The 26348-nt window shown below is 72.1% G+C and carries 27 protein-coding genes; 14 read left to right on the top strand and 13 right to left on the bottom strand.

Annotated features, from left to right (window positions below; translation table 11 throughout):
• The first annotated feature begins 101 nt into the window (after positions 1 to 101).
• A complete protein-coding gene (locus ACIQWX_RS35760; protein ID WP_400880880.1) occupies positions 102 to 944 on the top strand; it encodes an NUDIX domain-containing protein in 843 nt (280 codons plus the stop codon).
• Here ACIQWX_RS35760 and ACIQWX_RS35755 read toward each other — a convergent pair.
• From ACIQWX_RS35755 to ACIQWX_RS35745, 3 genes are read right to left on the bottom strand one after another with little or no spacing between them, the layout of a single operon-like run.
• Positions 941 to 2080: a glutamate--cysteine ligase gene (locus ACIQWX_RS35755; protein WP_400880878.1), complete on the bottom strand. Its 1140-nt coding sequence runs from the start codon at positions 2078 to 2080 to the stop codon at positions 941 to 943. The two genes, ACIQWX_RS35760 and ACIQWX_RS35755, sit on opposite strands and share 4 nt — an antisense overlap.
• Before the next feature lie 10 nt (positions 2081 to 2090).
• The gene (locus tag ACIQWX_RS35750) at positions 2091 to 2594 is read right to left on the bottom strand and encodes a hypothetical protein (RefSeq protein ID WP_400880876.1); all 504 of its coding nucleotides are present in this window, start codon (positions 2592 to 2594) and stop codon (positions 2091 to 2093) included.
• Complete coding sequence (locus ACIQWX_RS35745) at positions 2591 to 3358, bottom strand: alpha/beta hydrolase (RefSeq protein ID WP_400880874.1); 768 nt, start codon at positions 3356 to 3358, stop codon at positions 2591 to 2593. The genes ACIQWX_RS35750 and ACIQWX_RS35745 overlap by 4 nt, the downstream gene beginning before the upstream one ends.
• Before the next feature lie 209 nt (positions 3359 to 3567).
• On the opposite strand from ACIQWX_RS35745, the gene ACIQWX_RS35740 reads away from it, so the two are divergent.
• Both ACIQWX_RS35740 and ACIQWX_RS35735 read left to right on the top strand, forming a co-directional pair.
• Positions 3568 to 4329, top strand: a complete 762-nt coding sequence (locus ACIQWX_RS35740; RefSeq protein ID WP_400880872.1) for a lysophospholipid acyltransferase family protein — start codon at positions 3568 to 3570, stop codon at positions 4327 to 4329.
• A 17-nt stretch (positions 4330 to 4346) separates the two neighbouring features.
• Positions 4347 to 4835, top strand: a complete 489-nt coding sequence (locus ACIQWX_RS35735) for a polyadenylate-specific 3'-exoribonuclease AS (RefSeq protein WP_400880870.1) — start codon at positions 4347 to 4349, stop codon at positions 4833 to 4835.
• A gap of 3 nt (positions 4836 to 4838) precedes the next feature.
• Here ACIQWX_RS35735 and ACIQWX_RS35730 read toward each other — a convergent pair whose 3' ends face one another.
• The gene (locus ACIQWX_RS35730; protein ID WP_400880868.1) at positions 4839 to 5303 is read right to left on the bottom strand and encodes an Lrp/AsnC family transcriptional regulator; all 465 of its coding nucleotides are present in this window, start codon (positions 5301 to 5303) and stop codon (positions 4839 to 4841) included.
• 109 nt (positions 5304 to 5412) lie between these two features.
• On the opposite strand from ACIQWX_RS35730, the gene ACIQWX_RS35725 reads away from it, so the two are divergent.
• A complete protein-coding gene (locus ACIQWX_RS35725) occupies positions 5413 to 6270 on the top strand; it encodes a DMT family transporter (protein ID WP_400880866.1) in 858 nt (285 codons plus the stop codon).
• Positions 6271 to 6523: 253 nt separating this feature from the next.
• Here the strand turns inward: ACIQWX_RS35725 and ACIQWX_RS35720 are convergent, their stop codons facing one another.
• The gene (locus tag ACIQWX_RS35720) at positions 6524 to 7606 is read right to left on the bottom strand and encodes a 3-deoxy-7-phosphoheptulonate synthase (protein ID WP_400880864.1); all 1083 of its coding nucleotides are present in this window, start codon (positions 7604 to 7606) and stop codon (positions 6524 to 6526) included.
• A 280-nt stretch (positions 7607 to 7886) separates the two neighbouring features.
• Here ACIQWX_RS35720 and ACIQWX_RS35715 point away from each other — a divergent pair, with 280 nt between their 5' ends.
• A complete protein-coding gene (locus ACIQWX_RS35715; protein WP_400880862.1) occupies positions 7887 to 8912 on the top strand; it encodes a 6-phosphofructokinase in 1026 nt (341 codons plus the stop codon).
• A 49-nt stretch (positions 8913 to 8961) separates the two neighbouring features.
• On the opposite strand, the gene ACIQWX_RS35710 is transcribed toward ACIQWX_RS35715, so the two are convergent.
• The 4 genes from ACIQWX_RS35710 to ACIQWX_RS35695 all read right to left on the bottom strand — a co-directional run bounded on the left by ACIQWX_RS35710 (position 8962) and on the right by ACIQWX_RS35695 (position 12411).
• Positions 8962 to 9828: a CU044_5270 family protein gene (locus ACIQWX_RS35710; RefSeq protein WP_400880860.1), complete on the bottom strand. Its 867-nt coding sequence runs from the start codon at positions 9826 to 9828 to the stop codon at positions 8962 to 8964.
• Positions 9821 to 10399: an RNA polymerase sigma factor gene (locus ACIQWX_RS35705; protein WP_400880858.1), complete on the bottom strand. Its 579-nt coding sequence runs from the start codon at positions 10397 to 10399 to the stop codon at positions 9821 to 9823. Before ACIQWX_RS35705 ends, ACIQWX_RS35710 begins: the two co-directional genes overlap by 8 nt.
• A gap of 65 nt (positions 10400 to 10464) precedes the next feature.
• The gene (locus ACIQWX_RS35700; RefSeq protein WP_400880856.1) at positions 10465 to 11901 is read right to left on the bottom strand and encodes an aromatic amino acid ammonia-lyase; all 1437 of its coding nucleotides are present in this window, start codon (positions 11899 to 11901) and stop codon (positions 10465 to 10467) included.
• 36 nt (positions 11902 to 11937) lie between these two features.
• The gene (locus tag ACIQWX_RS35695) at positions 11938 to 12411 is read right to left on the bottom strand and encodes a group II truncated hemoglobin (protein WP_400880854.1); all 474 of its coding nucleotides are present in this window, start codon (positions 12409 to 12411) and stop codon (positions 11938 to 11940) included.
• Positions 12412 to 12475: 64 nt separating this feature from the next.
• Between ACIQWX_RS35695 and ACIQWX_RS35690 the strand changes: the two genes are divergently transcribed.
• On the top strand, positions 12476 to 12817 hold the full coding sequence (locus tag ACIQWX_RS35690) for a winged helix-turn-helix transcriptional regulator (protein WP_400880852.1): 342 nt from the start codon (positions 12476 to 12478) through the stop codon (positions 12815 to 12817).
• Between the two features lie 9 nt (positions 12818 to 12826).
• Here the strand turns inward: ACIQWX_RS35690 and ACIQWX_RS35685 are convergent, their stop codons facing one another.
• Positions 12827 to 13135, bottom strand: coding sequence for a metalloregulator ArsR/SmtB family transcription factor (locus ACIQWX_RS35685; RefSeq protein WP_364385916.1), 309 nt, complete (start codon positions 13133 to 13135; stop codon positions 12827 to 12829).
• A gap of 168 nt (positions 13136 to 13303) precedes the next feature.
• Here ACIQWX_RS35685 and ACIQWX_RS35680 point away from each other — a divergent pair, with 168 nt between their 5' ends.
• On the top strand, positions 13304 to 14527 hold the full coding sequence (locus ACIQWX_RS35680; RefSeq protein ID WP_400880851.1) for a glycoside hydrolase family 18 protein: 1224 nt from the start codon (positions 13304 to 13306) through the stop codon (positions 14525 to 14527).
• A 49-nt stretch (positions 14528 to 14576) separates the two neighbouring features.
• Here the strand turns inward: ACIQWX_RS35680 and ACIQWX_RS35675 are convergent, their stop codons facing one another.
• Positions 14577 to 14789, bottom strand: a complete 213-nt coding sequence (locus ACIQWX_RS35675; RefSeq protein ID WP_400880849.1) for a DUF1801 domain-containing protein — start codon at positions 14787 to 14789, stop codon at positions 14577 to 14579.
• Positions 14790 to 15022: 233 nt separating this feature from the next.
• Between ACIQWX_RS35675 and ACIQWX_RS35670 the strand changes: the two genes are divergently transcribed.
• The 7 genes from ACIQWX_RS35670 to ACIQWX_RS35640 all read left to right on the top strand — a co-directional run bounded on the left by ACIQWX_RS35670 (position 15023) and on the right by ACIQWX_RS35640 (position 23527).
• Positions 15023 to 15688 carry a DUF2461 domain-containing protein gene (locus ACIQWX_RS35670; RefSeq protein WP_400880847.1) on the top strand — a complete coding sequence of 222 codons (666 nt, stop codon included), beginning with the start codon at positions 15023 to 15025 and terminating at the stop codon, positions 15686 to 15688.
• A gap of 530 nt (positions 15689 to 16218) precedes the next feature.
• Entirely contained in the window at positions 16219 to 17643 is a 1425-nt protein-coding gene (gene pyk, locus ACIQWX_RS35665) for a pyruvate kinase (RefSeq protein ID WP_400880845.1), read from the top strand.
• Between the two features lie 36 nt (positions 17644 to 17679).
• Entirely contained in the window at positions 17680 to 18576 is an 897-nt protein-coding gene (gene tesB / locus ACIQWX_RS35660; protein WP_400880843.1) for an acyl-CoA thioesterase II, read from the top strand.
• 378 nt (positions 18577 to 18954) lie between these two features.
• Positions 18955 to 19857: a helix-turn-helix domain-containing protein gene (locus ACIQWX_RS35655; RefSeq protein WP_400880841.1), complete on the top strand. Its 903-nt coding sequence runs from the start codon at positions 18955 to 18957 to the stop codon at positions 19855 to 19857.
• Between the two features lie 12 nt (positions 19858 to 19869).
• Entirely contained in the window at positions 19870 to 20073 is a 204-nt protein-coding gene (locus ACIQWX_RS35650) for a DUF397 domain-containing protein (RefSeq protein ID WP_400880839.1), read from the top strand.
• 159 nt (positions 20074 to 20232) lie between these two features.
• A complete protein-coding gene (locus ACIQWX_RS35645) occupies positions 20233 to 20442 on the top strand; it encodes a hypothetical protein (RefSeq protein WP_400880837.1) in 210 nt (69 codons plus the stop codon).
• Between the two features lie 61 nt (positions 20443 to 20503).
• The gene (locus ACIQWX_RS35640) at positions 20504 to 23527 is read left to right on the top strand and encodes a helix-turn-helix transcriptional regulator (protein WP_400880835.1); all 3024 of its coding nucleotides are present in this window, start codon (positions 20504 to 20506) and stop codon (positions 23525 to 23527) included.
• A 3-nt stretch (positions 23528 to 23530) separates the two neighbouring features.
• Here the strand turns inward: ACIQWX_RS35640 and ACIQWX_RS35635 are convergent, their stop codons facing one another.
• Positions 23531 to 25141, bottom strand: a complete 1611-nt coding sequence (locus ACIQWX_RS35635) for a succinic semialdehyde dehydrogenase (protein ID WP_400880833.1) — start codon at positions 25139 to 25141, stop codon at positions 23531 to 23533.
• Positions 25142 to 25253: 112 nt separating this feature from the next.
• Positions 25254 to 26291, bottom strand: coding sequence for a hypothetical protein (locus tag ACIQWX_RS35630; protein WP_400880831.1), 1038 nt, complete (start codon positions 26289 to 26291; stop codon positions 25254 to 25256).
• Positions 26292 to 26348 lie beyond the last annotated feature (57 nt).

Below are 26348 nucleotides of genomic sequence, written 5' to 3'. Positions count from 1 at the left end.
GCCGCGGCCTCTCCCGCGAGCTGGTTGCCGGCGGCCGCTTGAAGCGAGCCTCGACTTCCGCGGAGAGGTGATCCGCCGCCGACCTGTGACAGGCTGGACATGTGAGTGCCCCTTCCGCGAGCGTCTTCGTCAAGTGTTCCTGCGGGCACCTGCACTGGGGCCGCTACGGTGCCGCCGGCCTGTTGCTCGTCGACCCCGCGCGCGGCGTTCTCCTGCAGCGCCGGGCCTGGTGGGTGCACCACGGCCGCACCTGGGCGCTGCCCGGTGGTGCCATCGAAGCCGGCGAGACGGCGAAAGGCGCCGCCGCTCGCGAAGCCTTCGAAGAAGCCTCCGTCCCCGCCCACGCCTTCCGAGCGGTCTCGGCCTCCGTGGTGGACCATGGGGACTGGAGCTACACGACCGTGCTCGCCCTCGCCGACGGCGCCGAGGCGCGGGTCGCCAACACCGAAAGTGCGGAGGTGCGCTGGGTGGACCCCGACGACGTGCCCGGCTACCGGCTGCACCGCGACTTCGCCGCCGCCTGGCCCGCCCTGCGCGACCGCGTCGGGCAGGAGCTGGTCCTCGTCGTCGACGGCGCCAACGTCGTCGGCTCGCGGCCGGACGGCTGGTGGCGCGACCGCCACGGCGCCGCCGAGCGCCTGCGCGACCAGCTCGCGAAACTCGCCGAAGCCGGCGTGCCCGACCCCGGCGATCCCGCCGTGTCCTGGTGGCCCCGGATCATCCTGGTCGTCGAAGGCAAGGCCAAGCACGTCACCGGGACTAAGGGCGTCGAGGTCGTCGCGGCCGACACCGACGGCGACTCGAAGATCGTCGAGGTCGTCGCGCAGCAGAAGGCCAACGTCCTCGTCGCGACGGCCGACCGGGAGCTGAAGGGCCGCGTCGAAGCCCTCGGCGCGTCGATCCTCGGCCCCGGCACGCTCCGCAGTCAGCTGGACGAGCTCTAGTCCTTGACGATCCCGTCGCGCATCTCGGCGACCAGCGACGCCATCACGGCCTTGAGGCTGCCCTTGTGCGCCTCGGCGACCGCCCGCTGCCGCCGGTAGCTCGGCCCGTACCGCAGGATCGTCTCGACGTCCCGCAGCTCGGCGACGCAGTCCAGGCGCCGCGCCACCGGCTCCAGCCGGTCCAGCAGGTCGGCGACGTCGTCGGTGACCAGCCGTTCGCGTCCCGCCGCGTCCAGGATGATGATCGCGTCGGTGCCGTAGCGGGCCGCCCGCCACTTGTTCTCCTGGACGTGCCACGGCGGCAGTGTCGGCAGGACCTCGCCGTCGTCGAGGCGCTCGCTGAAGTCGTCGACCAGGCACTGCGTCAGCGCCGCGATCGCGCCGACCTCCTCCAGCGTCGGCAGCCCGTCGCAGACGCGCATCTCGATCGTCCCCAGGTGCGGGGCGGGCCGGATGTCCCAGCGGATCTCCGAGAAGTGGTCGATCACGCCGGTGGTGAACATGTCCTCGGTGTAGCTCTCCAGCTCCGCCCACTTCCGGAACTGGAACGGCAGCCCGGCCGTCGGCAGCTGCTGGAACATCAGCGCCCGGTTCGACGCGTACCCGGTGTCCTCGGCGCCCCAGTACGGCGACGACGCCGAGAGCGCCTGCAGGTGCGGCGCGTAGTTCAGCAGCGCGTCGAGGATCGGCAGGACCTTGTCGCGGTGGTCGACCCCGACGTGGACGTGCACGCCGTAGATCAGCATCTGCCGGCCCCACCACTGGGTCCGGTCGATCAGCTTCGCGTACCGCTCCTTATCGGTGACCTTCTGCTGGTACCAGTTCGAGAACGGGTGCGTCCCGGCCGAGAACATCTCGACGCCGAGCGGGTCGGCGACGCCGTGCAGCACGTCGAGCGACCCGGCCAGGTCGGCCTTGGCCTCGGCGATGGTGTCGCAGACGCCGGTGATGACCTCGATGGTGTTGAGCAGCAGCTCCTGCTTGATCTTCGGGTGCTCGGCGGCGCCGTCGGGCCGGACGGCCTCGAGGATCTGCCCGGCGACCGAGGACAGCTCGCCGCTGCGCCGGTCGACCAGGCCGAGCTCCCATTCCGCGCCGACGGTCGATCGCCGCGAAGGGCTGAACTCGATGTTCATCGCCGTCGGATCAGACCTGGGCGCCGTTGCTGGGGTCGGCGCCGGGCGGCGGGCCCTGCCGGACGCGCAGCAGCAGCAACGCGATCGACGTCGCGAGCGCGAGGATGCCCAGCGGCGTCGCCACCGTCGGGCCCACGCCGATCGCGCCGGGCAGGATCAGCAGGAACAGCCCGGCCAGGAACAGCAGCAGGATGAGGAACGCGCCCATCTTCGGCCGCGGCAGCGGGGGCGGCTCCGGCGGGACGTAGTGCTCGTCGTCGCCTGCCGGGTCGTCGGAGAACATCGTCGTGTCCCACGACGTGCCCCCGGACCGCCAGCCGGGCTCCGGCGGGGTGTCCACCGCGGGCGGCTCCACGGGCCGGTCCGGCGTCTTGCGCGGCTCGGTCTCCGTGCTCACCGCGGTGTCGGCGGTGTCGTCCTCTTCGGGGAGCCCGAACCCGCCGGCCCGCAGGTCGGCGACGATCTCGGCGAACGTCGCGTCGACGTCCTCCGGCCCGTCCTTCCCCCGGCTCATGCGGTCTCCTCAGGCTGTGCGGCGTGCGCCTTCACGAACTCGACGCTACGCGTGAAGATGACTTCGGCGTCGTTGTCCTGCGTCGCGACGTGGTAGCTGTTCTCCAGCACCACCTCGGTGACGTCGGTGCTGGACACCCCCTGCAGCACCAGCTGCGAGTTGACCGGCTCGACGACGTGGTCCACCGACGAGTGCAGCAGCAGCACCGGCTGCGTGACCTTGCCCAGGTCCGCGCGCACGACCGCCCACAGCTTCGCCAGGCTCGCCGCGGCCCGCACCGGCGTGCGCGGGTAGGCCAGCTCCGTCTCGCCCGGCTTCTTGATGTCGTTCGCGATCGCCGGCACCGACGGCACGATCCGGCCCAGCACCGGCAGCAGCCGCGTGTCCCACTTCAGCCGCGTCACCGACGGGTTGACCAGGACGATCCCGGCGATCCGGTCGCCGAACTCCTCGGCCAGGCGCAGGGTGAGCGTCCCGCCCATCGACAGGCCGCCGACGAAGACGGTCTTGCACGTCGAGAGCAGCGCGAGGAGCGCCTCGCGGACGGCGCCGTACCAGTCTTCCCACGTCGTGCGGTTGAGGTCCGGCCAGCGGGTGCCGTGCCCCGGCAGCAGCGGGCAGCGCACGGTGAACCCGGCCCCGGCGAGGTGGTCACCCCAGGCCCGCATGCTCGCCGGGGTGCCGGTGAACCCGTGGCAGAGCAGGAACCCGGTCTCGGCCGAACCGGTGTGGCCGAACGGTTCCGCGCCGGCGAGCACGCCCATGCGATCGCCTTCCGTGTGAGCGGTGGATTCGTCCATGCTCTCACGGCTCGCGGGCGTTGTGGGGGTCCGCCCGGGCCCGGAATTCCCTGTGAGATCGATCGCTGCCCGGTGGTAACCGGGTGGTCTCCGTTGTGCGGCGGCCACCGGGCTTCGTAGGCTGTTCGGCGCGGGTGACAGGGGTCGGGCTGTGATGGAGGACTGAGGTACCGGTGCTGTACTGGCTCATGAAGTGGGTATTCATCGGACCGCTGCTCAAGACGCTGTGGCCGACCAAGGTCGTCGGCGCGGAGAACATCCCCGAGACCGGGGGCGCGATCCTGGCGGGCAACCACCTGGCGGTCGCGGACTCGTTCTTCATGCCGCTGCGGGTCAAGCGCAAGGTGACGTTCCCGGCCAAGTCCGAGTACTTCACCGAGCCGGGCTTCAAGGGCCTGCTCAAGAAGTGGTTCTTCACCGGCGTCGGCCAGTTCCCGATCGACCGCTCCGGCGGCAACGCGGCGCAGGCCGCGCTCGACACGGCGACCCGGCTGGTCAAGGACGGGCACCTGCTCGGCATCTACCCGGAGGGCACGCGCTCCCCGGACGGCCGCCTCTACAAGGGCAAGACCGGCGTCGCCCGGATCGCCCTCGAGTCCGGTGGCGTCGTCGTCCCGGTGGCCATGATCGGCACGGACAAGGTCAACCCGATCGGCTCGAAGATGTGGTGGCCGCGCCGCCTCGAGGTCCGCTTCGGCAAGCCGCTCGACTTCTCGCGCTACGAGGGGCTGGCGGGTGACCGGTTCATCGAGCGGTCGATCACCGACGAGATCATGTACGCGCTGATGGAGCTGTCCGGCCAGGAGTACGTCGACATCTACGCGGCGAAGGCCAAGGAGCTGCTGGCCGCCGAAGCCGCCGGGGTGAAGCCCAAGGTGCCCGCTCAGCCGTCTTCGCGGGACGCCGCCCGGGTGCCCGAATCCAAGGTCGGCTGACCCACTACTGTTCACCAGTGCGTTTTTTCTACGACACCGAGTTCATCGAAGACGGCGTGACGATCGACCTGGTTTCCATCGGTGTCGTCGACGAACGGGGCCGCGAGTTCTACGCGGTGTCGACGGAGTTCGACCCGGCTCGCGCGGGCCAGTGGGTCCGGGACAACGTGCTGGACAAGCTGCCGTCGCCGGCGGACAAGGCGTGGCGCAGCCGCGAGAAGATCCGCACCGACCTGCTGGAGTTCTTCGGCAAGCCGCCGGGTGGCATCGAGCTGTGGGCGTGGTTCGCCGCGTACGACCACGTGGCGCTGGCCCAGCTGTGGGGCCCGATGCCGGCGCTGCCCCGCCAGCTGCCGCGCTTCACGCGCGACCTGCGTCAGCGCTGGGAGGACGCCGGGAAGCCGAAGCTGCCGTCGGCACCCACCGACCAGCACGACGCCTTGGCCGACGCGAAGCACAACCTGGCGCGCTGGGAAGTCATCGACGAGTACTTCCACCGCCGCTGACGCTCATTCGCCGGGGCTCACCGGCGTGACGACCGTGCGGCGGACGTGGCTGAAGATCACCGACGTCCGGACGTCGACGATCTCCTTGCGCTGGGTCAGCCGGTCGAGGACGAACCCGCTCAGGTGATCGTTGTCGGCGACCGCGATGTGTAGCAGGAAGTCGTCGCTGCCGGACATCACGAACACCGACAGCACCTCCGGCAGCCCCGCCACGAACGCGCGGAACGACTCGATCACCGCGCGGTCGGGCGGGCGCAGCCGCACCGCGACCATCGCCTGCACCGGCCGGCCGATCTTCTTCAGGTCGACTTCGACGTGGTGCCCGCGCACGATCCCGCGCCGGGTCAGCTCCCGCACGCGTTCGAGGCACGTCGACTGCGCTATGTGCAGCTTGCGGGCCAGTTCCTTGTTCGTCTGCTTGGCGTCTTCCTGCAGCAGGGTCAGCAGCGCCGAATCCAGTTCGTCCATCGCGGTTCTCTCGCTTCCCGGCGCTCGTCTTGTTCGGACTTTTGGCGATGCGGCCGAAATTATCACGGCGTTCGTCGGGGTTCCTCTGTTCGTTGCTTAACCTCGCGCCATGATCACAGAAACGCGCGGCCTCTCGGTGGCCGCCGTCCTGGCCGCGGCGCTGATCTGGAGCAGCTCGTTCGCGGTCACCAAGGTGGCGCTGGCGGAGGTCCCGCCGCTGACGCTGGGCGCGCTGCGGTTCGTCCTCGCCGCGCTCGTCCTCGGCGTGGCGGCGCGCCGGTTTCCCCGGCCGTCTGTCCGGCAACGCCGGTCCATCGGGTTCGCCGGCCTGCTCGGCATCACGGCGTACTTCGCCCTGGAAAACGCGGGCGTCGACCTGGCGACGGCGTCCGACGCGACGCTGATCGTCGCGGCCTACCCGATCATCACGCTGGTCCTGTCCGGCCGCACGGCGTTTTCGCCGGTCCGGCTGACGGGCATGCTGGTGGCGGTGTCGGGGGTTTGGCTGGTGGTGCGCGACCAGCCCGGCGGCCACCACCTCTGGGGAGATCTTTTGCTGGTCGCGGGCGGCTTCGCGTGGGCGGCGTTCAACGTGGTCGCGCGCCGGGACGACTCGGGCGCGTCGCCGATCGTGGTGACGTACTACCAGACCCTGGCCGGCGCGGGCGGGTTCGTCCTGCTGTCGCTGACGGAGGCGTCCCGCTGGAGCGTCCCTTCGGGTGGGACGTGGCTGCGGATCGCGTTCCTGGCGGGGTTCTGTTCGGTGGCGGCTTTCCTGCTGTACAACCACGGACTGCGCGGGCTGGAGCCGAGTGTCGCGGTCAACCTGCTCAACGTCGTCCCGGTGGCGGGGCTGGGGTGGGCGGTGCTGCTGGCGGGGGAGAGCTTGACCTGGTCGCAGCTAGTCGGCGGGGCTGTGGTGCTGGCCGGCGTTTCCCTCGGCAGCCTGCGGCGACGGACGTCGTGAAAGGGTCGTTCATGACGTCGGGCGACAGGAACGAGTCGTTCAGGACATCGCCCGGCCCGGCAGCTGCCCGGCTCACCGGCGAGGCGTCGCGAATGACTCATTCGAGACCTCTGGTGTCCCCTATGAGTCATTCGCGACATCACCCGTGCCGCACCTCGCACGCCGGCAACGTCTCCCGGCCCGCCTCACGCCCGAAAACTGTCGGGGGTCCCCGGTAACGTAAAAACCGGGGGACCCCCAGGCCGGGGACCTCTCAGCGGCGCGCCCGCACCGCGGAAGCCAGCTCGTCGAGCAGCGGAGCCGTGTCGTCCCACGCCAAGCACGCGTCGGTGATCGACTGCCCGTACGTCAGCTTCTCCGCGTGGCCCAGCGAAAGCTCCTGCCGCCCCGCCGCCAGGAAGCTCTCCATCATCAGCCCCGCGATCCCGCGCTCACCGGAAGAGATCCGCGCGGCCAGCTCACGCACCACCGCGGCCTGCCGCACGTGGTCCTTGCCGCTGTTCCCGTGCGAAGCGTCGATGATCACCCGCTCCGGCAACCCCGACTTGGCCAGCCGCGCCAACGTGTCGGTCACCGTCGCCTCGTCGTAGTTCGGCCCGCCGTTGTGGCCGCGCAGGATCACGTGGCAGTCCGGGTTGCCCGCCGTTGTCAGCAACGCCGCCAAACCGTCCGTGTTGATGCCCGGGAACACGTGGCTCGCCGCGGCCGCGCGGGTCGCGTCGACCGCCACCTGGACGTCGCCCTCCGTCGAGTTCTTGATGCCCACCGGCATCGACAGCGCGCTGCACAGCTGGCGGTGCACCTGGCTCGCCGCCGTGCGCGCGCCGATCGAGCCCCACGTCACGATGTCGGCGATGAACTGCGGCGTGATCGGGTCGAGGAACTCGCAGCCGACCGGCAGGCCCAGCTCGGAGACGTCGAGCAGCAGCTTGCGCGCCATCCGCAGGCCCTTGTTGACGGCGAACGTGCCGTCGAGGTCCGGGTCGTTGATCAGGCCCTTCCAGCCCAGCGTGGTGCGCGGCTTCTCGAAGTACACGCGCATCACGATGTGCAGGTCGTCGCGCAGGTCGTCGGCCTTCGCGGCGAGCCGGCGGGCGTAGTCGAGCGCGGCTTCCGGGTCGTGCACCGAGCACGGGCCGACCACCACGAGCAGCCGGTCGTCGCGGCCGTCGAGGACGTCGACCGTCTCGGAACGGCCCTGCCGCACGACTTTGGCGACGGCGGGGCCGACGGGATGGTCTTCGCGCAGCAGCGCGGGCGAAATGAGCGGACTGATCGACGTCGTGCGTGCGGCGTCGAGGTCGCCGATGGCGGCGGGTCCGGCGGAGAGTGTCATCGCGGGGGGTCCTTCCTGGTGGACACCGACCCGCGAGGGATTCGCCGAGCCGGTTCGGAAATCCGGCTCGGGGTGGGAGTCAGCGCAGGTTCACGCCGCCGTGCCCACCCGGGGCCGGCTTCGTAAACCAGAAATAGCGCTGCACGGCGCCAAGGTAGCACACGCCGGAGCCGGACCGATCCGGCAGGTGGTCCGGGCTGCACCGATCAAGACGTTTGCCGCTACGCTGGCTCTCGACGAAATGTGACTGCCATCTCCAGAGAACAGACGGAGGCTTCTCATGCGTGTCGGTGTGCTGACCGGCGGCGGCGACTGCCCGGGGCTCAACGCGGTGATCCGCGGCGTGGTGCGTAAGGGCATCGAGGTGCACGGCTGGGACTTGGTGGGCTTCCGCAACGGCTGGAACGGCCCGCTGACCGGGGACAGCCGCCCGCTCGGCCTCAACGACGTCGAGGACATCCTGACCCGCGGCGGCACGATCCTGCGGTCGTCGCGCACCAACCCGTACAAGGTCGACGGCGGTGTCGACAAGATCAAGCAGGTCCTGGCCGACCAGGGTGTCGACGCGCTGATCGCGATCGGCGGCGAGGACACCCTCGGTGTCGCGAAGCGCCTCACCGACGACGGCGTCGGCGTCGTGGGCGTGCCCAAGACGATCGACAACGACCTGGGCGCCACCGACTACACCTTCGGCTTCGACACCGCGGTCTCCATCGCGACCGAAGCGATCGACCGGCTGCACACCACCGCCGAGTCGCACCACCGCGCGCTGGTCGTCGAGGTCATGGGCCGGCACGCCGGCTGGATCGCGCTGCACTCCGGCCTCGCCGGCGGCGCGAGCGTGATCCTGGTGCCGGAGCGGCACTTCAACGTCGACCAGGTCGTCTCGTACGTCGAGAGCCGGTTCGAGAAGGAGTTCGCGCCGATCATCGTCGTCGCCGAGGGCGCGCTGCCCGAGGGCGGCGAGGAGCGGCTGCTCACCGGCGAGAAGGACGCCTTCGGGCACGTCCGCCTCGGCGGCATCGGCACCTGGCTGGCCGACGAGATCGCCCACCGCACCGGCAAGGAGTCCCGCGCGGTGGTCCTGGGCCACGTCCAGCGCGGCGGCACCCCGACGGCGTACGACCGCGTCCTGGCGACCCGCTTCGGCCTGCACGCGGTCGACGCGGTGGCCGACGGCGACTTCGGCGTGATGGTGGCCCTGAAGGGCACGGACATCGTCCGCGTGAAGCTGTCCGAGGCGACGGCGGAGCTGAAGACGGTCCCGGCCGAGCGCTACCAGGAAGCCGAAGTCTTCTTCGGCTGAGCCTCCCGCGAAGGGCCGTCCCGGACGACCGGGGCGGCCCTTCGCGCGTTCACGGCCGCTGCCGCACCGCGTCGACGATCCCGTGGCCCAGCACCGCCCCGGTCGTGCCGGAGCCGCGATAGACGAAAGTGACCGGGTCGAACAGGAACTCGTCCTGGTTGCCGATCCCGTGCTCGGTCGTGCCGTTCCAGGTGATCCCGAGGACCGGCCGGCCCGTGGCGTCCTTCGCGTCGGCGCGGACGACCAGTCCGGGCACCTTCGCCACGGCCTCGTAGAGCGCGGCCCGTGCCGCCGGCCGCAGGTAGCCGCCGGCCAGGTCGACGACCTCGTTGCCGAGGTCCTGCAGCGTGTCGCCTTCGCCGTAGGTGCTCCGGTGCAGGTAGGCGAGCATGGCGTCGGCGTCCGTCGGCAGGTCCGGGTGGGCGGCCGGACGCGGCTCGCACCGGCTGGTCGCCGTGCGCCCGCGGCTTTCCTTCTGCACGCGCTTCCCGTCGCGGCAGCCCGCGACTTCGGTTTCGTGTCCGAAGAGGACCTGGAGCCCGTCGTGGGTTCCGTCCGCCGACACCCAGAACTCGTTTTCCCGGCCGTCCGCGAGAAGCGTCCGGGTGTAGACGAACTGGTCCGGCCGCGGCTCGACGTCCGGCAGGGCACGCGCCGCCGCGGCGGCTCGGTACAGGATCCGCACCGGGTCCGTCTCCGCCGGGGGCGCCGGCGGGGCGGCCGGCGTGAGCACCACGACGGCGGCTGCCGCCGCGGCCAGCCCGGCCGCGGTGATCCCACCCCGGAGCGCGCGCCGGTGCCGCCGGGGCCGGGTCGTGGTCCCGGCGACGAAGTCCGCGCGCGTCCCGGCCAGCTCGTCGTGCGCGGGCAACCTCGCCGGGCCGGCGAAGTCACGCAGCAGCTGCATCTCATCCATGGTTCGAGACCTCCTCGGCGGGCGCGAGTTCCGCGCGGACCTTCTTGCGGGCGCGGTTCAGCCGCGAGCGGACGGTGCCGACGGGGATGCCCAGCGCCGCGGCCACCTCGTCGTAGGCGAGGCCTTCCCACGCGATCAGCAGGAGGACGTCGCGATCACCCTGGCCGAGCCCGGCCAGCGCGGCGGCGAGCCGTCCGGTCAGCGCCTGGGCGCTCACCCGCTCGGCGACCCTCTCCGCGTGGGAGTCCTGGTCGGCGGGCGGCCCGAGGGCGGCCCGCAGCCGGTACTCACGCCCTTCCGCCCGCCGGCGCTGGCCGACGAGGTTGGTGGCGATGCCGTAGAGCCACGGGCGCGCGCTGGGGAACGCCGGGTCGTAGCGTTCGCGCCCGCGGAACGCGATCAGGAAGGTTTCGCCGGTCAGGTCGTCGGCGACCTGACCGCCGAGCCGCCGGGCGAGGTAACGGTGGATGTGCGCGGCGTGGCGGTCGAAGAGCGCCGCGAACCGTTCGGGGTGCCGGAGCGACGCGGCGATGATCTCCGCGTCGGCCCCGGCTTCACCGGGTGAACTCATGAATCGCCTGTCTGTGGGGAAGCCTGCTGCCCCGTTGTTGGCGGTTCGGGCGGTTCGAGTTCACGCTAGATGCGGGCGAGCCGCTCCAGGACCCCGACCGCGGCGGCGATGTCGTCGGTCAGCGGCCGGTCGTCGACGCTCTCGTCCAGCACCGAAGACGCCGCTTCGAACGCGTCGCGCACCGGCAGGTCCACCAGGTCCGCCTCGCGCATCCGCAGCGCGCGGACCGCCGCGACCAGCTCGCACGCCAGCACCTGCTGGTAGGCCCCGCAGGCCGCCGTCGCCGCGCGTGCCGCCTGCGTCGAGAAGCTCGCGTGGTCCTCGATCCCGCGCGACACGACCGCCGTGCCGAGCGTGGCCGGGAGCGCCGCCTGCCGCAGCTCCGTCAGCGCGTCGTGCGCCACGTACTCCAGGATCATCACGCCCGAGCTGCCCGCCGGGCCCGCCGCGAGGAACGGCCGCAGCCCGGTGAACTCCGGCTCGACGAGGTCGCCGAGCCGGGCCACCGACAGCTCCGCCACCTGGTGCACGGTCGCGCGCGCCTGGTCCAGCGCCGTCGACACGTACGCCGTGTGGAAGTGCGCGTGGTGGTAGGCGTCGCCGTGGACCGTCGAGATCATCGGGTTCTCGGTGCTGGCGTTGATCTCCACCGCGAGGACGTCCCGCAGGTAGTGGATCGCGTCCAGCGCGGGGCCCTGGACCTGCGGGAACGCCCGCAGCCCGAACGGGTCCTGGATCCGGCGGCCCGGTTTCGGCGTCTGGTGCATGCCCAGCAGCCGCCGCATTTCCGCGGCGCACGCGACCTGCCCGGCGTGGGGACGCGCTTCGTGCACCGGCGTCGCGTACGCCTCGGGGTTGCCGTCGAGCGCGACGTACGTCAGCGCCGCGACGGCGTGGCTCGCGCGCGTCAGCGTGTCCAGCCGCATCGCCGCCAGCGTCGCTTCGGCGAGCGTCGCGGCGTTGCTGCTCATGAACGCCAGCGCGTCGCCCGCGTGCACCGGCACCGGCGGGACGTACCCGCCGACCCAGCCGCGTTCCCCGGTGAGCGCCAGCGCCGTCTCGGCCAGTGGCGCGAGGTCGCCGGTGCCGATCGCGCCGAGCCGGTGCACCAGCGGCAGCGCGCCGGTGCGGACGGCTTCGGCCAGCGCGCCGATCAGCTCGGGGCTGATGCCCGAACGCCCGGTGAGGAGCTGGTTGAGGCGGATCAGCATCATCGCCCGCACCTGGCCGGGCGGCATCTGTTCGCCGCTGCCGCCCGCGTGGCTGCGCAGCAGGCGCAGGCCGTGTTCGCGCGAGCTCTCGACGGTGTCGTCCTTGTTCGCGCCGACGCCGGTCGTGCGCCCGTAGACCACCCGTCGCGTGCTCAGGTCCTCGGCGAGCTTCCACGCGTGCTCGGCGGCGCGCAGCGCGGCGATCGAGACGTCGATACCCAGCGGCCCGTCGGTGCGCGCCGCGGTTACGACGTCGGCGCACCGGAGGGTCCGGCCGTCCACCCGGATCAAGGGCAGCCTCCTTTCCAGCTGCTCCTCACTATGCGGCTAGGACGCGGGTGGCTGCCAGGGCGGTCTCGGCCAGTCCCAGTGCGGCACGGGTTCGTGCGGGTCGGGTTCGGCGCCGGGCGCGGAGAAGATCACGGCCAGGCGGCTGCCCCACTCGAGGTAGCCGGCGAAGGCGGCGCGGAACTCGGGGTCGGCGGGCAGGCCGGCCTCGTCGGCGGCGTCGAGCAGCAGGGTCACCCACCGGCGGCGCTGCTCTTCGGTGATGCCGCGCCCGAGGTGGCGCCCGACCATGTGGGCGTGGCCGCCGTGGCTCGCGGAGTACTCGGCCGGTCCGCCGAAGACCTCGCCGAGCCACACGGCGACGTGCTTCGGGTGCTCCGGGTCCATGCCGCGGAAGACGGGTTCGAGCAGCGGGTCTTCCAGGACGTGGCCGTAGAAGATCGTCAGCAGCTTCACGAGGGCTTCGTGGCCGCCGGCCCAGTCGTGGAGGGTGGGGGTTTCTGGCACGATCACCCGGTCAGGCAACCAGCGGCGGCCCGATGGGGCAACCACGTACTTTCCGGTGCGTAGGAGCGAGATGAAGCGGTACCACTGCGCGGTGGAGCTGGCGGTCGACCTGATCGGCGGCAAGTGGAAGCCGGTGATCCTGGCGCATCTCAAGGAGGGCGCGCACCGGTACGGCGAGCTGCGGCGGCGCATGCCGGAGGTGAGCGAGAAGATGCTGACCCAACAGCTGCGCGAGCTGGTGGCGGACGGCATCGTGCGCCGGGTCGAGTTCGACGGCCGGGTCCCGCACGTCGAGTACCACCTGACGGAGGTGGGGGAGGAGCTGCGCCCGGCGCTGCAGGCGCTGTACGAATGGGGCGAGCGCCGGGCCGCGGACCGCGGGATCGCCTTCGCGGCGGCACCGCCGGACTAGGCGTCCCGCTCAGCGGGGATCGGTTTCGTCCAGCCGGCGCTCCAGCGCGTCGAGCCGGTCCGACCAGAAGGCGCGGTAGGGCGCCAGCCACGCGTCGACCTCGGCGAGGGGCTCCGGCCGCAGCGCGTAGCACCTTCGCTGGGCCGCCACGCGCACCGTCACGAGCCCGGCCTCGCGCAGAACCCGCAGGTGCTTGGACACCGCGGGCTGGCTGAGGGACAGCTCGTCGACCAGCTCGCCGACCGACCGCTCGCCGTCGCGCAGCAGGTCCAGGATCGTGCGGCGGCGGGGCTCGGCCAGCACCTCGAACGTCTGCATCACCCCCGAAATGTGCTCCGCCGGGCATATTCCTGTCAAGGAATGCACGGACCGACCAGCGGGCTGCTTGGTCTGAACCATTGACCTAGTGGTCTAGTCCACTTACGGTGGTGTGGTCCCCACCACTCCGGCACCGTCGCCGTGAGTAATTCTCCGGAGGGAGAACACATGTCCCGATTCCGCAGGAAGAGCTTCTCGGCGCTGCTGACCGTGGCGGCCGCCGCGGGCCTCGTCGCGGGCGCCGCGACCGCCCCGGTGGCCACCGCCGCCACCGAGACCGCGCAGGCCTCCGTCGGCAAGGTGGTCGGCTACTTCACCGAGTGGGGTGTCTACGACCGCAACTACCACGTCAAGAACATCGAGACGTCGGGCTCGGCGAGCAAGCTGACCCACATCAACTACGCCTTCGGCAACGTGACGAACGGCGGCTGCGCGATCGGCGACGCCTACGCCGACTACCAGAAGACCTACGACGCCGCGGGCAGCGTCGACGGCGTCGCCGACACCTGGGACCAGCCCCTCGCCGGCAGCTTCAACCAGCTGAAGAAGCTCAAGGCCAAGCATCCCGGGCTGAAGGTGCTGTGGTCGTTCGGCGGCTGGACCTGGTCCGGCGGCTTCGGGCAGGCCGCGCAGAACCCGGCGGCGTTCGCGAACTCCTGCTACAACCTCGTCAACGACCCGCGCTGGGCCGGCGTCTTCGACGGCATCGACATCGACTGGGAGTACCCCAACTCCTGCGGCCTCTCCTGCGACACCAGCGGTGCCGCGGCCTACAAGAACCTGATGGCCGCCCTGCGCGCCAAGTTCGGGTCGAAGCTCGTCACCTCGGCGATCACCGCCGACGGCACCAGCGGCGGCAAGATCGACGCGGCCGACTACGGCGGCGCGGCGCAGTACGTCGACTGGTACAACGTGATGACCTACGACTACTTCGGCGCCTGGGCCGCGCAGGGCCCGACGGCTCCGCACTCGCCGCTGACGTCGTACTCCGGGATCCCCACCGCCGGGTTCTACTCCGACGCGGCGATCCAGAAGCTGAAGAGCAAGGGCGTCCCGTCGAACAAGCTGTTGCTGGGCATCGGGTTCTACGGCCGCGGCTGGACCGGCGTCACGCAGAGCGCCCCGGGCGGCACGGCGACCGGCCCGGCGCCGGGCAAGTACGAGCAGGGCATCGAGGACTACAAGGTGCTCAAGACGTCCTGCCCGTCGACCGGCACGGTCGCCGGCACCGCGTACGCCAAGTGCGGCAGCAACTGGTGGAGCTACGACACCCCGTCGACGATCGCGGGCAAGGTCTCCTACGCGAAGACGCAGGGCCTCGGCGGCGCGATGTTCTGGGAGCTGTCCGGCGACACCACGAACGGCGAGCTGATCACGGCGGTCGCGAAGTAGTGCTCCCCGGTGCGGCCGGCCGTGCGCGGAACGCCGGCCGCACCGGGATTCACACCGCGCCGGCGGGCGGCGTCACCGCCGCGGCGCGCAGGAGTTCTTTCAGCACTTCGGTGTCCACGTCGGACAGCCGCTTGAACCGGACGCAGCTCTTGCCGACCGACGCCCCGGGCAGCCGCTCGGCGAACGCCTCCGGCAGGTACCGGTCGCCGACGACGCACGAGACGTACAGCGAGACGTGGTTCTTGCGGGCGGCCAGCGACACGGTCGCCGCGTCGCCCTCGCGGCCCGAGGCGTACCGGTAGTGGTCCGGGCATGCCGAACTCCATCGTCGGCGCCAGGTCCGGTGCGCACTCGCGGATCAGCTCGTGCAGCGCGCGCAGTTCGCTTCGCCGCGGCTCGGCGAGGGCGGCGAAGTACTCCTCGTGCGTCATGCCCCGGGACGCTACGCCGGGGGACCGACGATTTCCGTCGGTGCGCGCGATTAGGGTCGTCCCCGTGAAGTTCAGCGGATTCGGCGAGTACGCCGTCGACTTCTACGACGGCCTCGTGGAGGACAACTCGAAGCCCTACTGGGACGACCACGTCGAGACCTACAAGTCCGACGTCCGCGCCCCGATGGAGGCGCTGCTGGCCGAGCTCGCCCCGGAGTTCTCCGACGGTTTCGGCGAGCCCAAGGTGTTCCGCCCGTACCGGGACGTCCGGTTCGCCAAGGACAAGACGCCGTACAAGACCCACTGCGGCGCGGTGATCGAGCAGGGCCGCGGCGGCGGCGCGTACTACGTCGAGGTCGGCCCGGAGGGGCTGCGCGTCGGCGGTGGCTGCTTCCACCTGGCGGCCGACCAGATCGCGCGGTTCCGGAAGGCCGTCGACACGGAGTTGCACGGCGAAGCGCTCGAGAAGATCCTCGCGAAGCTCCGGCGGGCCGGCTGGGAGGTCCGCGGGGACCGGTTGAAGTCGAAGCCGCGCGGGTTCGACGCCGGCCACCCGCGTCTGGAGCTGCTGCGGTACCGCTCGGTGTACGCGGTCCGCGCCTGGGAGCCGGACGACGTCCTGCACGAGCGGGGCGCGCTCGAGCGGGTGAAGAAGGCTTGGCGGCAGGTGCGGGAGTTCAACGAGTGGGCCCGGGACCGGGTCGGGCCGAGCGAACTGCCCCGACGCTAGGTCCGCGATGGGCTGCGGTCGGGCGGCCACCTCGCCGGCCGCGCCGGTCTCGCCGGTCTCGCTGGTCGACCCAGGCCGCCGGTTGCCGGCCCTCCCGGCTGCGCGGACTCGCCCGGCCGCATCGGCCGGCCCGGACCCAACGGGCCGGCGCCGGCCCAACGGTGCCGGCCTGGCCCGGTCCCATCGCCTCGGCCGACCCGGCACCGCCAGGCGTCGGCCCGCGCAGCTGCGCCTGCCCGGCCGACCCGCCCCGGCCACCGCCGCTCAAGCCGGCCGGGCCTCACCGGCCCCAGCCGACCCGCTCCACTCGGCCCCAGCCTCACCGTCCAGCCGTGGCCAAATGTCCTGAATGAGTCGTTCAGGTCGCCGGACGTCCTGAACGACTCATTCAAGACAGCCCTCGCCGCGTCAACCCCCGCCGGGGCAACCCACGAGACGACCCCTGGTCGGCCCCGGTTTCTGAACAGTTTTTCTGAACTTTTCGGGATCGGTACAGACGAACGCCCGCCGAGGGACTACGCTGTGCGAACGTGAGCCGACGCGCGAAGATCGTTTGTACCATGGGCCCCGCCACCGCAACGCCGGAGAAGATGCGGGCCCTCGTCGACGCTGGCATGGACGTGGCCAGGATGAACTTCAGCCACGGCAGCCACGGCGACCACAAGGAGGTCTACGACCTCATCCGGACCGCCGCCACCGAGAGCGGCCGGGCGGTCGGCATCCTCGCCGACCTGCAGGGGCCGAAGATCCGGCTCGGCACGTTCGCGGGCGGGCCGGTCGAGTGGCACAACGGCGACGTCGTCCGGATCACCGTCGAGGACGTCGCCGGCACCCACGACCGCGTCTCGACCACCTACAAGGGCCTGGCGAAGGACGCCAAGCCCGGTGACCGCCTGCTCGTCGACGACGGCAAGGTCGGCCTGGTGGTCAAGGGCGTCGAGGGCCCGGACGTGGTCTGCGAGGTGACCGAGGGCGGTCCCGTCAGCAACAACAAGGGCGTCTCGCTGCCCGGCATGGACGTCTCCGTGCCGGCGCTGTCCGAGAAGGACATCGAGGACCTCGAGTTCGCGCTCGAGCTGGGCGTGGACTTCGTCGCCCTCTCGTTCGTCCGCTCGCCCGCCGACATCGACCTCGTCCACCAGGTGATGGACCGCGTCGGCAAGGGGCGCCTGCCGGTCGTCGCCAAGATCGAGAAGCCCGAGGCCGTCTACAACCTCGAAGCCATCGTGCTGGCCTTCGACGCGGTGATGGTCGCCCGCGGCGACCTCGGCGTCGAGCTGCCGCTGGAGCAGGTCCCGCTGGTGCAGAAGCGCGCCATCCAGATCTGCCGCGAGAACGCGAAGCCGGTCATCGTCGCGACGCAGATGCTCGAGTCGATGATCAACAACTCCCGGCCGACCCGCGCCGAGGCCTCCGACGTCGCGAACGCGGTGCTCGACGGCACCGACGCGGTGATGCTGTCCGGCGAGACCAGCGTCGGCCGGTACCCGATCGAGACCGTGCAGACCATGGCCCGGATCGTCGAGGCGGTCGAGACCGATTCGCCGATCGTGCCGCCGCTGACGCACGTCCCGCGCACCAAGCGCGGCGTGATCTCCTACGCCGCCCGCGACATCGGCGAGCGGCTCAACGCGAAGGCGCTGGTCGCCTTCACGCAGTCCGGCGACACCGTGCGCCGCCTGGCCCGGCTGCACACGCGGCTGCCGCTGCTGGCGTTCACGCCGGAGGACTGCGTCCGCAGCCAGCTGTCGATGACGTGGGGCACCAACACCCACATCGTGCCGCGGGTGGACTCGACCGACCAGATGATCCAGCAGGTCGACCACGCGATGCTCGAGATGGGCAAGTACCAGAAGGGCGACCTGGTCGTCATCGTGGCCGGTTCGCCCCCGGGCACCGTGGGCTCGACCAACCTCATCCACGTGCACCGCCTCGGTGAAGACGACCACGCATAAGGGACGTCCCGCCCCCGCAGCACATAGGGTCTGGCCATGACTGAAATGGCCAGGACGGCCGCCACCGAACTGGAGATCCCGGGTGGCGGCCAGCCGGTGCTGGACCGCCTGATCGCGCTGCTCGACCTGGAAAAGATCGAGGAGAACATCTTCCGCGGCGTCTCGCCAGCCCACTCGCCGGTGCGGGTGTTCGGCGGGCAGGTCGCCGGCCAGGCGCTGGTCGCGGCCGGGCGGACGGTCCCCGAGGAACGCCGGGTCCACTCGCTGCACGCGTACTTCATCCGCGGCGGCGACCCCAGCGTCCCGATCATCTACGAGGTCGACCGCATCCGGGACGGCCGGTCGTTCACCACCCGCCGCGTGATCGCGATCCAGCACGGCAAGGCGATCTTCTCGCTCTCGGCGTCGTTCCAGAAGGACGAACCGGGCATCGAGCACGCCGAAGAGATGCCCGCGGGCGTCCCGGCGCCCGAGACGCTGCCGACGCTGATGGAACGCGCCGAGGGCTACGCGATCGGCGCGCACAGCCGGCCGCGGCCGATCGACGTCCGGTACGTCAACGAGCCGCCGTGGATCACCCGCGAGACCGGCGAGCGGCCCGCGCGCAACCAGGTGTGGATGCGCGCCGACGGGAAGCTGCCCGACCAGCAGCTGCTGCACGTCTGCGTGCTGACCTACGCCTCGGACATGACGCTGCTGGACTCGGTGCTCGCGCGCCACGGCGTCTACTGGGACACCGACAAGGTGCTCGGCGCGAGCCTCGACCACGCGCTCTGGTTCCACCGGCCCTTCCGCGCCGACGAGTGGTTCCTCTACGACAGCGTCTCGCCGACGGCGTCCGGCGCGCGGGGCCTGGCCACGGGCCGGTTCTTCGCCGAGGACGGCACGCTCATCGCGACGGTCGTCCAAGAAGGACTCCTGCGCGTCCTCTGACGCCGGTCGGGAAATCACCCTTACGGGCGACAAATGGGCGGAATAATCATTCTGCCAATAGGGCGTCGAGACCGGGAAGAGGTCCGGGGCCGATCGGGGGACGGCCCCGGGCCTCTTCCGCCGAAGATCGCGCGGCGCACCGCACGATCTTCGTCTACGCTGATCACAGGCTCGGCGAGGGGCTGGGGCAGAAGCCCGCCGCGCCCTGATCGCGTCCTGTCGTCGCGCAGGGTGCGAGCATACAGAAGCATTTTGCAAATTGCAGATACGACGCGGGACCGGATCGGGTAATCGGTGCCGTGCGATTACTCGACCGTTCATGTTGGATACTGGCAGCGAGCGTTCGGCTACGACGCCGTCGACACCCGGAGGTGCGCCATGGCAAGGGGACAGAGCCCCACGGTTCGCCGCCGGAGGCTCGCGGGGGAGCTGCGCCGGCTGCGCGAAGCCGCGGACCTGACGATCGACGAAGTGGGCGAAAAGCTCGAGTGCTCGGCGTCGAAGATCAGCCGGATCGAGACCGGCCACGTCGGGGTCACCCCGCGCGACGCCCGCGACATGCTGGCCCTCTACGGGATCACCGGCGACGAGCAGGAGGCGCTCGTCCAGCTGGCCAGGGAGGCGCGCAAGCGCGGCTGGTGGCACGCCTACAACGAGGTCTTCACCGGGACGTTCGTCGGGCTCGAGGCCGACGCCAGCTCGCTGCGCGCGTTCCAGGCGCTGCTGGTGCCCGGGCTGCTGCAGACCGAGCGCTACGCCCGCGCGGTGATCCGGGCGCTGCGGCCGGACGCCGAGGACGCCGAGATCCGCCGCCGCGTCGCCGCCCGGATGGCCCGCCAGGAGCTGCTGTCCGACACCCCGCCGCCGGAGTACTGGGCGGTGATGGACGAGGCCGTGCTGCGCCGGGTCGTCGACGGCCCCGAGGTGATGGCCGAGCAGCTCTACCGGATGGTCGCGGTCGCCGAGAAGCCGAACGTGACCATCCAGGTCGTGCCGTTCGGGGCCGGCGCGCACCCGGGCATGGAGGGCCCCTTCCTGATCATGGGGTTCCCGGAGCAGGCCGACCCGGACGTCGTCTACGTCGACGACAGCACGTCCAGCGGCCTCTACCTGGAGGAACCCACAGACGTCCGGCGCTACGGGCTGATGTTCGACCATCTGCGCGCGGCCGCACTGAAGCCGGACGACTCGGTGAACCTGATCGCCGAGGCCGCCGGACGGTTCGCCGAACAGGCGGCCGTACCGGTTCCGGTGCACCAACTGGAACCGAGGACACAGTAAGGAGTGGGGACGATGGAAGACGGATTCTCCGGGGCGCGGTGGCGCAAGAGCAGCCACAGCGGCGGCGGGAACGACTGCGTCGAGGTCGCGTTCGTCGGCGGCGGGGCCGCGCTGCGGGACTCGAAGGACCCCGAAGGTGGTGCTTTCCGCCTGCCCGCGTCGGGCTGGCGGGGGCTGCTGGCCGCGGTGCGGACCGGCGGCCCGGCGCACGACTGAGTCGTTTGCGAAGACCCCTTACCCCCGCCGAGCTGGGCTCGGCCGGGAGTAAGGGGTCTTTTGCCGGGCAGGGCTGCGTGATCACCCGATGCCTGAGGTGCCCCCTCAGGACGAACCTGAGTGCTACCAAACCGGAGAACTCGGGAACAGGGGAACACGATGCACAGCGATCTGCTGCTCGACGCGGTCCGAGCCGAAGCGGCTTACCGGGCCGAAGAACTGCGGAAGGCCGGGCGCAGCGCCTGGGCCGGCCGCGCGCGCCGCGCCGTCCGCCACCTGCGGGCCACGCGCACCGACGTCACCGTACCGGCGCAGGAGCGCCGCGAGGCCGCGCGGGAGACCGCGGGCGTCGGCAAGACCGCCCGGTGAGGGCGGGGTAATGGTGTCGAAGGCGATAAGCGGTCGGAAACCGTCGGTGGGGTGAGCAACAATGCTCCTCGTGCCCCGACTCGGCTCCGGAATCCCGCTCGTCGCCCGTACCCACGAGATGCGGCGGCTCCGCGCCGCCTTCGCCCGTGCAGAACGCGGCGAAGCCGGCGCGGTGCTGCTCTCGGGGGACGCCGGGGTCGGCAAGACCCGGCTGCTGACCGCGCTCGCCGAGCACGTCGCGGCGTGCGGTGGGCTGGTGCTCACCGGCCGCTGCATCGACGTCCGCGAGGGTGGCCTTCCTTATCTTCCGTTCGCCGAAGCGCTCGCCCCGCTGGGCAGCGCGGCGGACCCGGCGGTGGCCGCAGCGGTGCGGCTCCGGCCCGCGCTCGGGCGGCTGCTGCCGCAGGGCCAGGGCGTCGAGGAGCCCCGTACGGCCGAACACCCGCCGATGACCTCGAACGACCGGGAGACGATGGTGCGTCCCCGGCCCGAGCAGGATCTCGGTCAGCTGCAGTTGTTCGACGCGGTACTGGGGGTGCTGACCGAGATCGCGGAGGCGCGCCCGGTGGTGATCCTGCTGGAGGATCTCCACTGGGCCGACGCCTCGACCCGCAACCTGCTGTCCTTCCTGCTCAGCCGGCTGCGGGCGCAGCGGCTGCTGGTCGTCGGCAGCTACCGCGAGGAGGACGTGCACCGGCGCCACCCGCTGCGCGGCCTGCTGTCGGAGCTGGTCCGGCTCGCCACCGTCGAGCGCGTCGACCTGCACCCGTTCGGGGCCGCCGACGCCCGCAAGTTCGTCGAGGCGCTGGCCGACGAGCCCCTGCCGGCCGACGTCGTGGCCGACATCGTCGCCCGCTCGGAGGGCAACCCGTTCTTCGCCGAGGAGCTGCTCGCCACCCAGACCGAGTGCAACGACCTGCCCGCCGGGCTCGCCGAAGTGCTCCTGTCCCGGCTCGAGCGGCTCTCGCCGGACACCCGGCGGGTCGTCCGGGTGATCTCGGTGGCCAACGAGCCGGTGATGCACGCGGCACTCGCCGAGGTCTCCGGGCTGGGGGAGCTGGAGCTCGACGAGGCCCTGCGCGAAGCCGTCCAGCACCACGTCCTCGTGGTGCTGTCCGACGGCTCCTACACGTTCCGGCACGCGTTGCTGCAGGAAGCGGTGTACGGCGACCTGCTGCCGGGGGAGCGGTCGCGCACGCACGCCGCGTACGCCGCCCGGATCGTGGCGCGCCCGCAGGGCCGGGGCCACGACGCGAAGCTGGCCTACCACTCGATGCAGAGCAGCGATCTGGTCACCGCGCTGCCGGCGCTGCTGCGCGCGATGGACGAGGCCGAGAAGCTCGGCGCGCCCGGGTCGGCGCTGCAGCACGTCGAGCAGGCACTGTCCATCTGGGACGCGGTGCCGGCCGCCGACCGGCCCGAAGGCTTCGACGAGCTGCGGCTGCTGCACGAAGCGTCCTACTTCGCGGGCACGTCCGGCGAGCCCGAGCGGGCCGTCGCGTTCGCCCGCTCGGCCACGCAGGCGTTGTCGCCCGCCGTCCCGAACGACCGGGCCGCGAAGGTGTGGCGGCGGCTGGCGGACGCGCTGCTCGCGCTGGAAGGCACCCTCGACGAGGCCGTCGCGGCCATCGACCGGGCGTGGGACCTGGTGAAGGACACCGAACCGAGCTCGGCGCGCGCCTGGGTGCTGGCCAGCCGGGCCGGGTTCCTGCGGATCCTCGACAAACCGGAGGCGGCGCTGGACAGCGCGCTCGCCGCGGTCGCCGACGCGCAGGCGGTGGGCGCGGTGGGCGCGGAGGCGTCGGCGCTGGTCACCCTGGGCACGCTGGCCGATTCGCGGGGCGACGCCGCCGAGGCGCGGGAGTGGCTGGGCCAGGCCGAACGCAAGGCGCGGGACGCCGAGGCCTGGAACACGGAGAACCGCGCCATCTACTTCCTCGCGTTGAGCTACGACGACCAGGCCGACTTCGCGCGGGCGCTGGAGCACGCCACGCGGGGCGTGGCCCGGGCCGAGGAGGCCGGGCTGAGCTGGAGCGTCTACGGGCTGGAGCTGCGGGCGCGGCAGCTGATGCTGCGGTACCTGATGGGCGACTGGCCGGACGAGAGCGCCGGCCGCGCCGGGCGCGGGGTGTCGAGTGCGGTCGCCGCGCGGATCCAGGCCATCTGGTCGCTGTTCGTCGTCGCGCGCGGCCGGTTCGACGACGCCGCGAAGCTCGTCGCCGGGCTGCGGCAGCACTGGACGGCGGACATGCAGATCCCGCTGTCGGTCGGGGACGCCGGCATCCAGCTGGCCCGGTGGCGCGGTGACCACGCCGAGGCGCTGCGCCGGGCCGAGGACCTGGTCGGCTGGCTGGAGCGGATCGAACCCGGCCTGCTGGCCGGCATCCGGGTCGCCGCGCTCGGCGTGTCCGCCGCGGCCGCGCTGGCCGCCGACGCCCGGGTGCGCGGCGACCAGGCCGCGGCCGGTGCCGCGGTGGCGGCGGGCGAACGGCTGCTCGCGCACGGCCGGATGTGCTCGGTCGTCGGGCAGCCGCGGTCGGGGGAGCTCGGGCCGGAGGGCCGGGCCTGGCTGGCGCGGCTGGAGGCGGCGGCGTCCTGCCTGACCGGGCGGGGTGACGCGGAGAAGTGGTCGGCCGCGGCGGAGGCGTTCGGCTACGGCGCCGTCTACGAGCAGGCGGTCTGCCGCTGGCACGAGGCGGAAGCGCTGCTGGCCTCGGACGGCGACGCGGGCCCGGCGCTCGAAGCGGCCCACGCGGTGGCGGTCCGCCTCGGTGCGATCCCGCTGCGCGACGCGATCCGGGACCTCGCCCACCGCGGCCGCGTCGAGCTGGACGGCGTGGAACCGGCGGCGCCGGCGAGGACGGTGGCGGACCCGCTGACCGACCGCGAGCGTGACGTGCTGGAGCGGGTGGCGCTCGGCCGCACGAACCGTCAGGTCGGCGAAGAGCTGTACATCAGCGAAAAGACGGTCAGCGTGCACCTGTCCCGCGTGATGGCGAAGCTCGGCGCGAGCCGCCGCGCGGAGGCGGTGGCGATCGCGTACGACCGCGGGCTCCTCACGGCGCCCACGGCCGAACACGCGTGAGCGTCAGCGGGGGAGCCGGCGCAGGGCCTTGAGACCGAACGTCATGCCGCGCGACCACAGCGAACCCGGGACCCGCTTCGGCGGCCGCAGCGCCAGGCCACGCTGCAGCGCGATCGACTGGGACTCCGTGTACTTCAGCAGGCCTTCGGCACCGTTGCGGCGGCCGACGCCCGAGTCCTTCATGCCGCCCATCGGGACGCCGACGCTGCCGAACGTCGCCGCGTAGCCCTCGTTCACGTTGACCGTCCCGGCCTTCAGGCGCGCCGCGACCTCCCAGCCCGCGCGGCCGTTGCGCGACCAGACGCTGGCGTTGAGCCCGAACGGCGTGTCGTTGGCGCGGTCGATGGCGTCGGTGACGTCGGTGTAGCCGTAGATCGACACGACCGGCCCGAACGTCTCGTCCGCGAACGGCGCCATGTCCGGGGTGACGCCGGACAGCACGGTCGGTTCGTAGAACAGCGGCCCGAGGTCGGGCCGGGGGCGGCCGCCGGTGAGCACGGACGCGCCCTTCGCGCGGGCGTCCTCGACGTGCGCCGACACCGCGGCCAGCTGCTCTTCCGAGGTCAGCGACCCCATCTGGGCGTGGTAGTTCAAGGCGCCGCCCAGCTTGAGCGCCGCGGTCCGCGCCACGAACGCGCGGGTGAACTCGTCGCGGATGTCCTCGTGGACGTAGATCCGCTCGACCGACACGCACAGCTGGCCCGCCGAGGAGAAGCACGCGGTCACCGCGCCCGTCGCGGCCTTCGCGATGTCGGCGTCGGGCAGCACGATCATCGGGTTCTTGCCGCCGAGCTCCAGCGAGTACGACGTCAGCCGCTTCGCCACCTGCCCGGCCAGCTCCTTGCCGGTCGGCGTGGAGCCGGTGAAGCACAGGTAGTCCGACTCCTCGACCAGCGCCGTGCCGATCTTCGAGCCGCGGCCGAGCACGATCTGCCACGTCCCGGCCGGCAGCCCGGCCTCCTCGGCCAGCTCGTGCAGCCACAGCGCCGAGAGCGCGGTCTGGTTGTCCGGCTTCTGGATCACGGCGTTGCCCGCGGCCAGCGCCGGCAGGACGTCCATCGCGGTCAGGGCCAGGGGGTAGTTCCACGGCGAGATGACGCCGACGACGCCCTTGGGGTGCCGGAGCTCGCCGGCGCGGGTCAGGCCGGGGATGACACCGGCGACCCGGCGCGGGGCGAGGATCTTCGCCGCGTGCTTGCCGTAGTAGGCCGCGACCAGCGCCGTCGCGCTGACCTCGTCGAACGCGTCGAGCCGCGCCTTGCCCGCCTCGACCTGGACCAGGTCGAGCACCTCGTCCTGCCGGGCGAGCACGAGGTCGTGCAGCCGGGTGAGGACGCGGGCGCGGTCGGCGGGGGAGCGGTCCGCCCAGGCCCGCTGGGCGGTGCGGGCGCTGCCGAAGACCGCGCGGACGTCGGCGTCGGTGGCCTGGGGCAGCGTCGCGATCGGCTGCCCGGTGAAGGGCGCGTGCATGCGGATCGGCGCCGAGTCGGCGCCCCCGGCCACGCGGGCGACGAGCTGGGCCGCCCGCGCCGAGCCGGGCGCCCCGGCGACGCCGCCGACGGTCGGCGGCAAGGTCGTGTCTTCGAGCGCGTTCGCGGGGGTCGTGCTGGTCATGACGTCTCCGTTCCGCGGCGTCCGGAGGTCCGGGCGCGACGCCGCGCAGGGGTTACCGACGAGTACACCATACCGTCGGTACGTCAGATGTCCAGCCTGATATGAATATCTTTCACGTATTGGGCGGGTTGAGCGGCGGGAGCTGGTAGTTCGGCTCGGTCGGGTCCTGCTTGGGCGGCGGGTGGGCCTGCGTCGCGCCGCCGTAGGGGTCTTCGAGCCGCGCCGACAGCCCGCCGGGCTGCGCGGAGGACGGCTCTCCCGACTGGGCGGGGAAGGGCTGGGACGGCGGACCGCTTTGCGCGGGGAAGGGCTGTGACGGCGGACCGCTTTGCGCCGGGAAAGGCTGGGACGGCGGACCGCTCTGCGCCGGGAACGGCTGGGACTGCGGCGCGCCGGGGTAGGGCTGCTGCGCCGGGTAAGGGGACTGCGCGCCGGGATACGGCTGCTGCTGCGCGAACTGCTGCTGCGGCGGCACCGGGTACGGCCGCGACTGCTGCTGGTACGGCCCGCCGTACGGCCCGGGCAGCCCGGCCGGTGCGGTCGCCGGTGCCTGGCGCCCGGCCAGCGCCGCGAGCACCAGCGTCACCGCGGCCAGCGCGCCGCCGCCGAGCAGGATCCAGAAGCCGATGCCGGTCGAGTAGAGCGAACTGAGCGTGTCGTCGTCGGACTCGTAGCTCAACGTCGCCGAGACGTCCATGCCGAGCATCCACACCGCCGCGGCCACGCCCGCGCCGCCGGCCACCAGCGCCGTCCGGGCGCCCGAGCGCACCCCGTTGCCCGCCGAGCGCCGTGCGCCCGCGAACGCGAGGCCGGCTCCGGCCAGCAGCACCAGCGCGCCGGCCGAGAGCGGGATCCCGTAGCGCGCGACGTGCGTGTTCTCGTAGAACTTCTTGGCCTCGTCGCCGGGTTCGACGCCGAACGAGCGCGTCCAGGCGCTGATCGTCTGGCTGCTTTCGGTCTTGCCGTTCACGACCTGTTCGAACTCGGTCTGCGGCAGGAAGGACCCGGCCAGCACGACCACCGCGGCGACGGCCCCGACGATCGCGGCGACGAGCCGCAGGCGCGCGCCGGGGTCGGCGGGCGGCCGCGGCGGCTGCGGTGGCCGGCCTTGGGGAGGGCCGTAGGGGTTCTGGTACGGCGTGGCGGTCATGGAAGCTCCCCTCTATCGGGGGGATTGGACCACGAATCCGCCGGGCGGATAAGGGGC

The sequence above is a fragment of the Amycolatopsis sp. NPDC098790 genome, assembly GCF_044759945.1.
Lineage (GTDB): Bacteria > Actinomycetota > Actinomycetes > Mycobacteriales > Pseudonocardiaceae > Amycolatopsis.
Note: the sequence above shows the minus strand (reverse complement) of the source record. Positions and strands in the feature narration are given on the sequence as shown.

Bases quoted from the DNA above. Each gene is read 5' to 3' on its own strand.
- ACIQWX_RS35710 (WP_400880860.1), bottom strand. From the start codon at position 9,828: ATGGATGAGATGCAGCTGCTGCGTGACTTCGCCGGCCCGGCGAGGTTG.
- ACIQWX_RS35705 (WP_400880858.1), bottom strand. From the start codon at position 10,399: ATGAGTTCACCCGGTGAAGCCGGGGCCGACGCGGAGATCATCGCCGCG.
- tesB (WP_400880843.1), top strand. From the start codon at position 17,680: ATGACTGAAATGGCCAGGACGGCCGCCACCGAACTGGAGATCCCGGGT.
- ACIQWX_RS35645 (WP_400880837.1), top strand. From the start codon at position 20,233: ATGCACAGCGATCTGCTGCTCGACGCGGTCCGAGCCGAAGCGGCTTAC.
- ACIQWX_RS35685 (WP_364385916.1), bottom strand. From the start codon at position 13,135: ATGCAGACGTTCGAGGTGCTGGCCGAGCCCCGCCGCCGCACGATCCTG.
- ACIQWX_RS35655 (WP_400880841.1), top strand. From the start codon at position 18,955: ATGGCAAGGGGACAGAGCCCCACGGTTCGCCGCCGGAGGCTCGCGGGG.
- ACIQWX_RS35750 (WP_400880876.1), bottom strand. From the start codon at position 2,594: ATGAGCCGGGGGAAGGACGGGCCGGAGGACGTCGACGCGACGTTCGCC.
- ACIQWX_RS35725 (WP_400880866.1), top strand. From the start codon at position 5,413: ATGATCACAGAAACGCGCGGCCTCTCGGTGGCCGCCGTCCTGGCCGCG.
- ACIQWX_RS35755 (WP_400880878.1), bottom strand. From the start codon at position 2,080: ATGAACATCGAGTTCAGCCCTTCGCGGCGATCGACCGTCGGCGCGGAA.
- ACIQWX_RS35630 (WP_400880831.1), bottom strand. From the start codon at position 26,291: ATGACCGCCACGCCGTACCAGAACCCCTACGGCCCTCCCCAAGGCCGG.
- ACIQWX_RS35680 (WP_400880851.1), top strand. From the start codon at position 13,304: ATGTCCCGATTCCGCAGGAAGAGCTTCTCGGCGCTGCTGACCGTGGCG.
- ACIQWX_RS35745 (WP_400880874.1), bottom strand. From the start codon at position 3,358: ATGGGCGTGCTCGCCGGCGCGGAACCGTTCGGCCACACCGGTTCGGCC.
- ACIQWX_RS35730 (WP_400880868.1), bottom strand. From the start codon at position 5,303: ATGGACGAACTGGATTCGGCGCTGCTGACCCTGCTGCAGGAAGACGCC.
- ACIQWX_RS35640 (WP_400880835.1), top strand. From the start codon at position 20,504: ATGCTCCTCGTGCCCCGACTCGGCTCCGGAATCCCGCTCGTCGCCCGT.
- ACIQWX_RS35715 (WP_400880862.1), top strand. From the start codon at position 7,887: ATGCGTGTCGGTGTGCTGACCGGCGGCGGCGACTGCCCGGGGCTCAAC.
- ACIQWX_RS35690 (WP_400880852.1), top strand. From the start codon at position 12,476: ATGAAGCGGTACCACTGCGCGGTGGAGCTGGCGGTCGACCTGATCGGC.
- ACIQWX_RS35720 (WP_400880864.1), bottom strand. From the start codon at position 7,606: ATGACACTCTCCGCCGGACCCGCCGCCATCGGCGACCTCGACGCCGCA.
- ACIQWX_RS35635 (WP_400880833.1), bottom strand. From the start codon at position 25,141: ATGACCAGCACGACCCCCGCGAACGCGCTCGAAGACACGACCTTGCCG.
- ACIQWX_RS35650 (WP_400880839.1), top strand. From the start codon at position 19,870: ATGGAAGACGGATTCTCCGGGGCGCGGTGGCGCAAGAGCAGCCACAGC.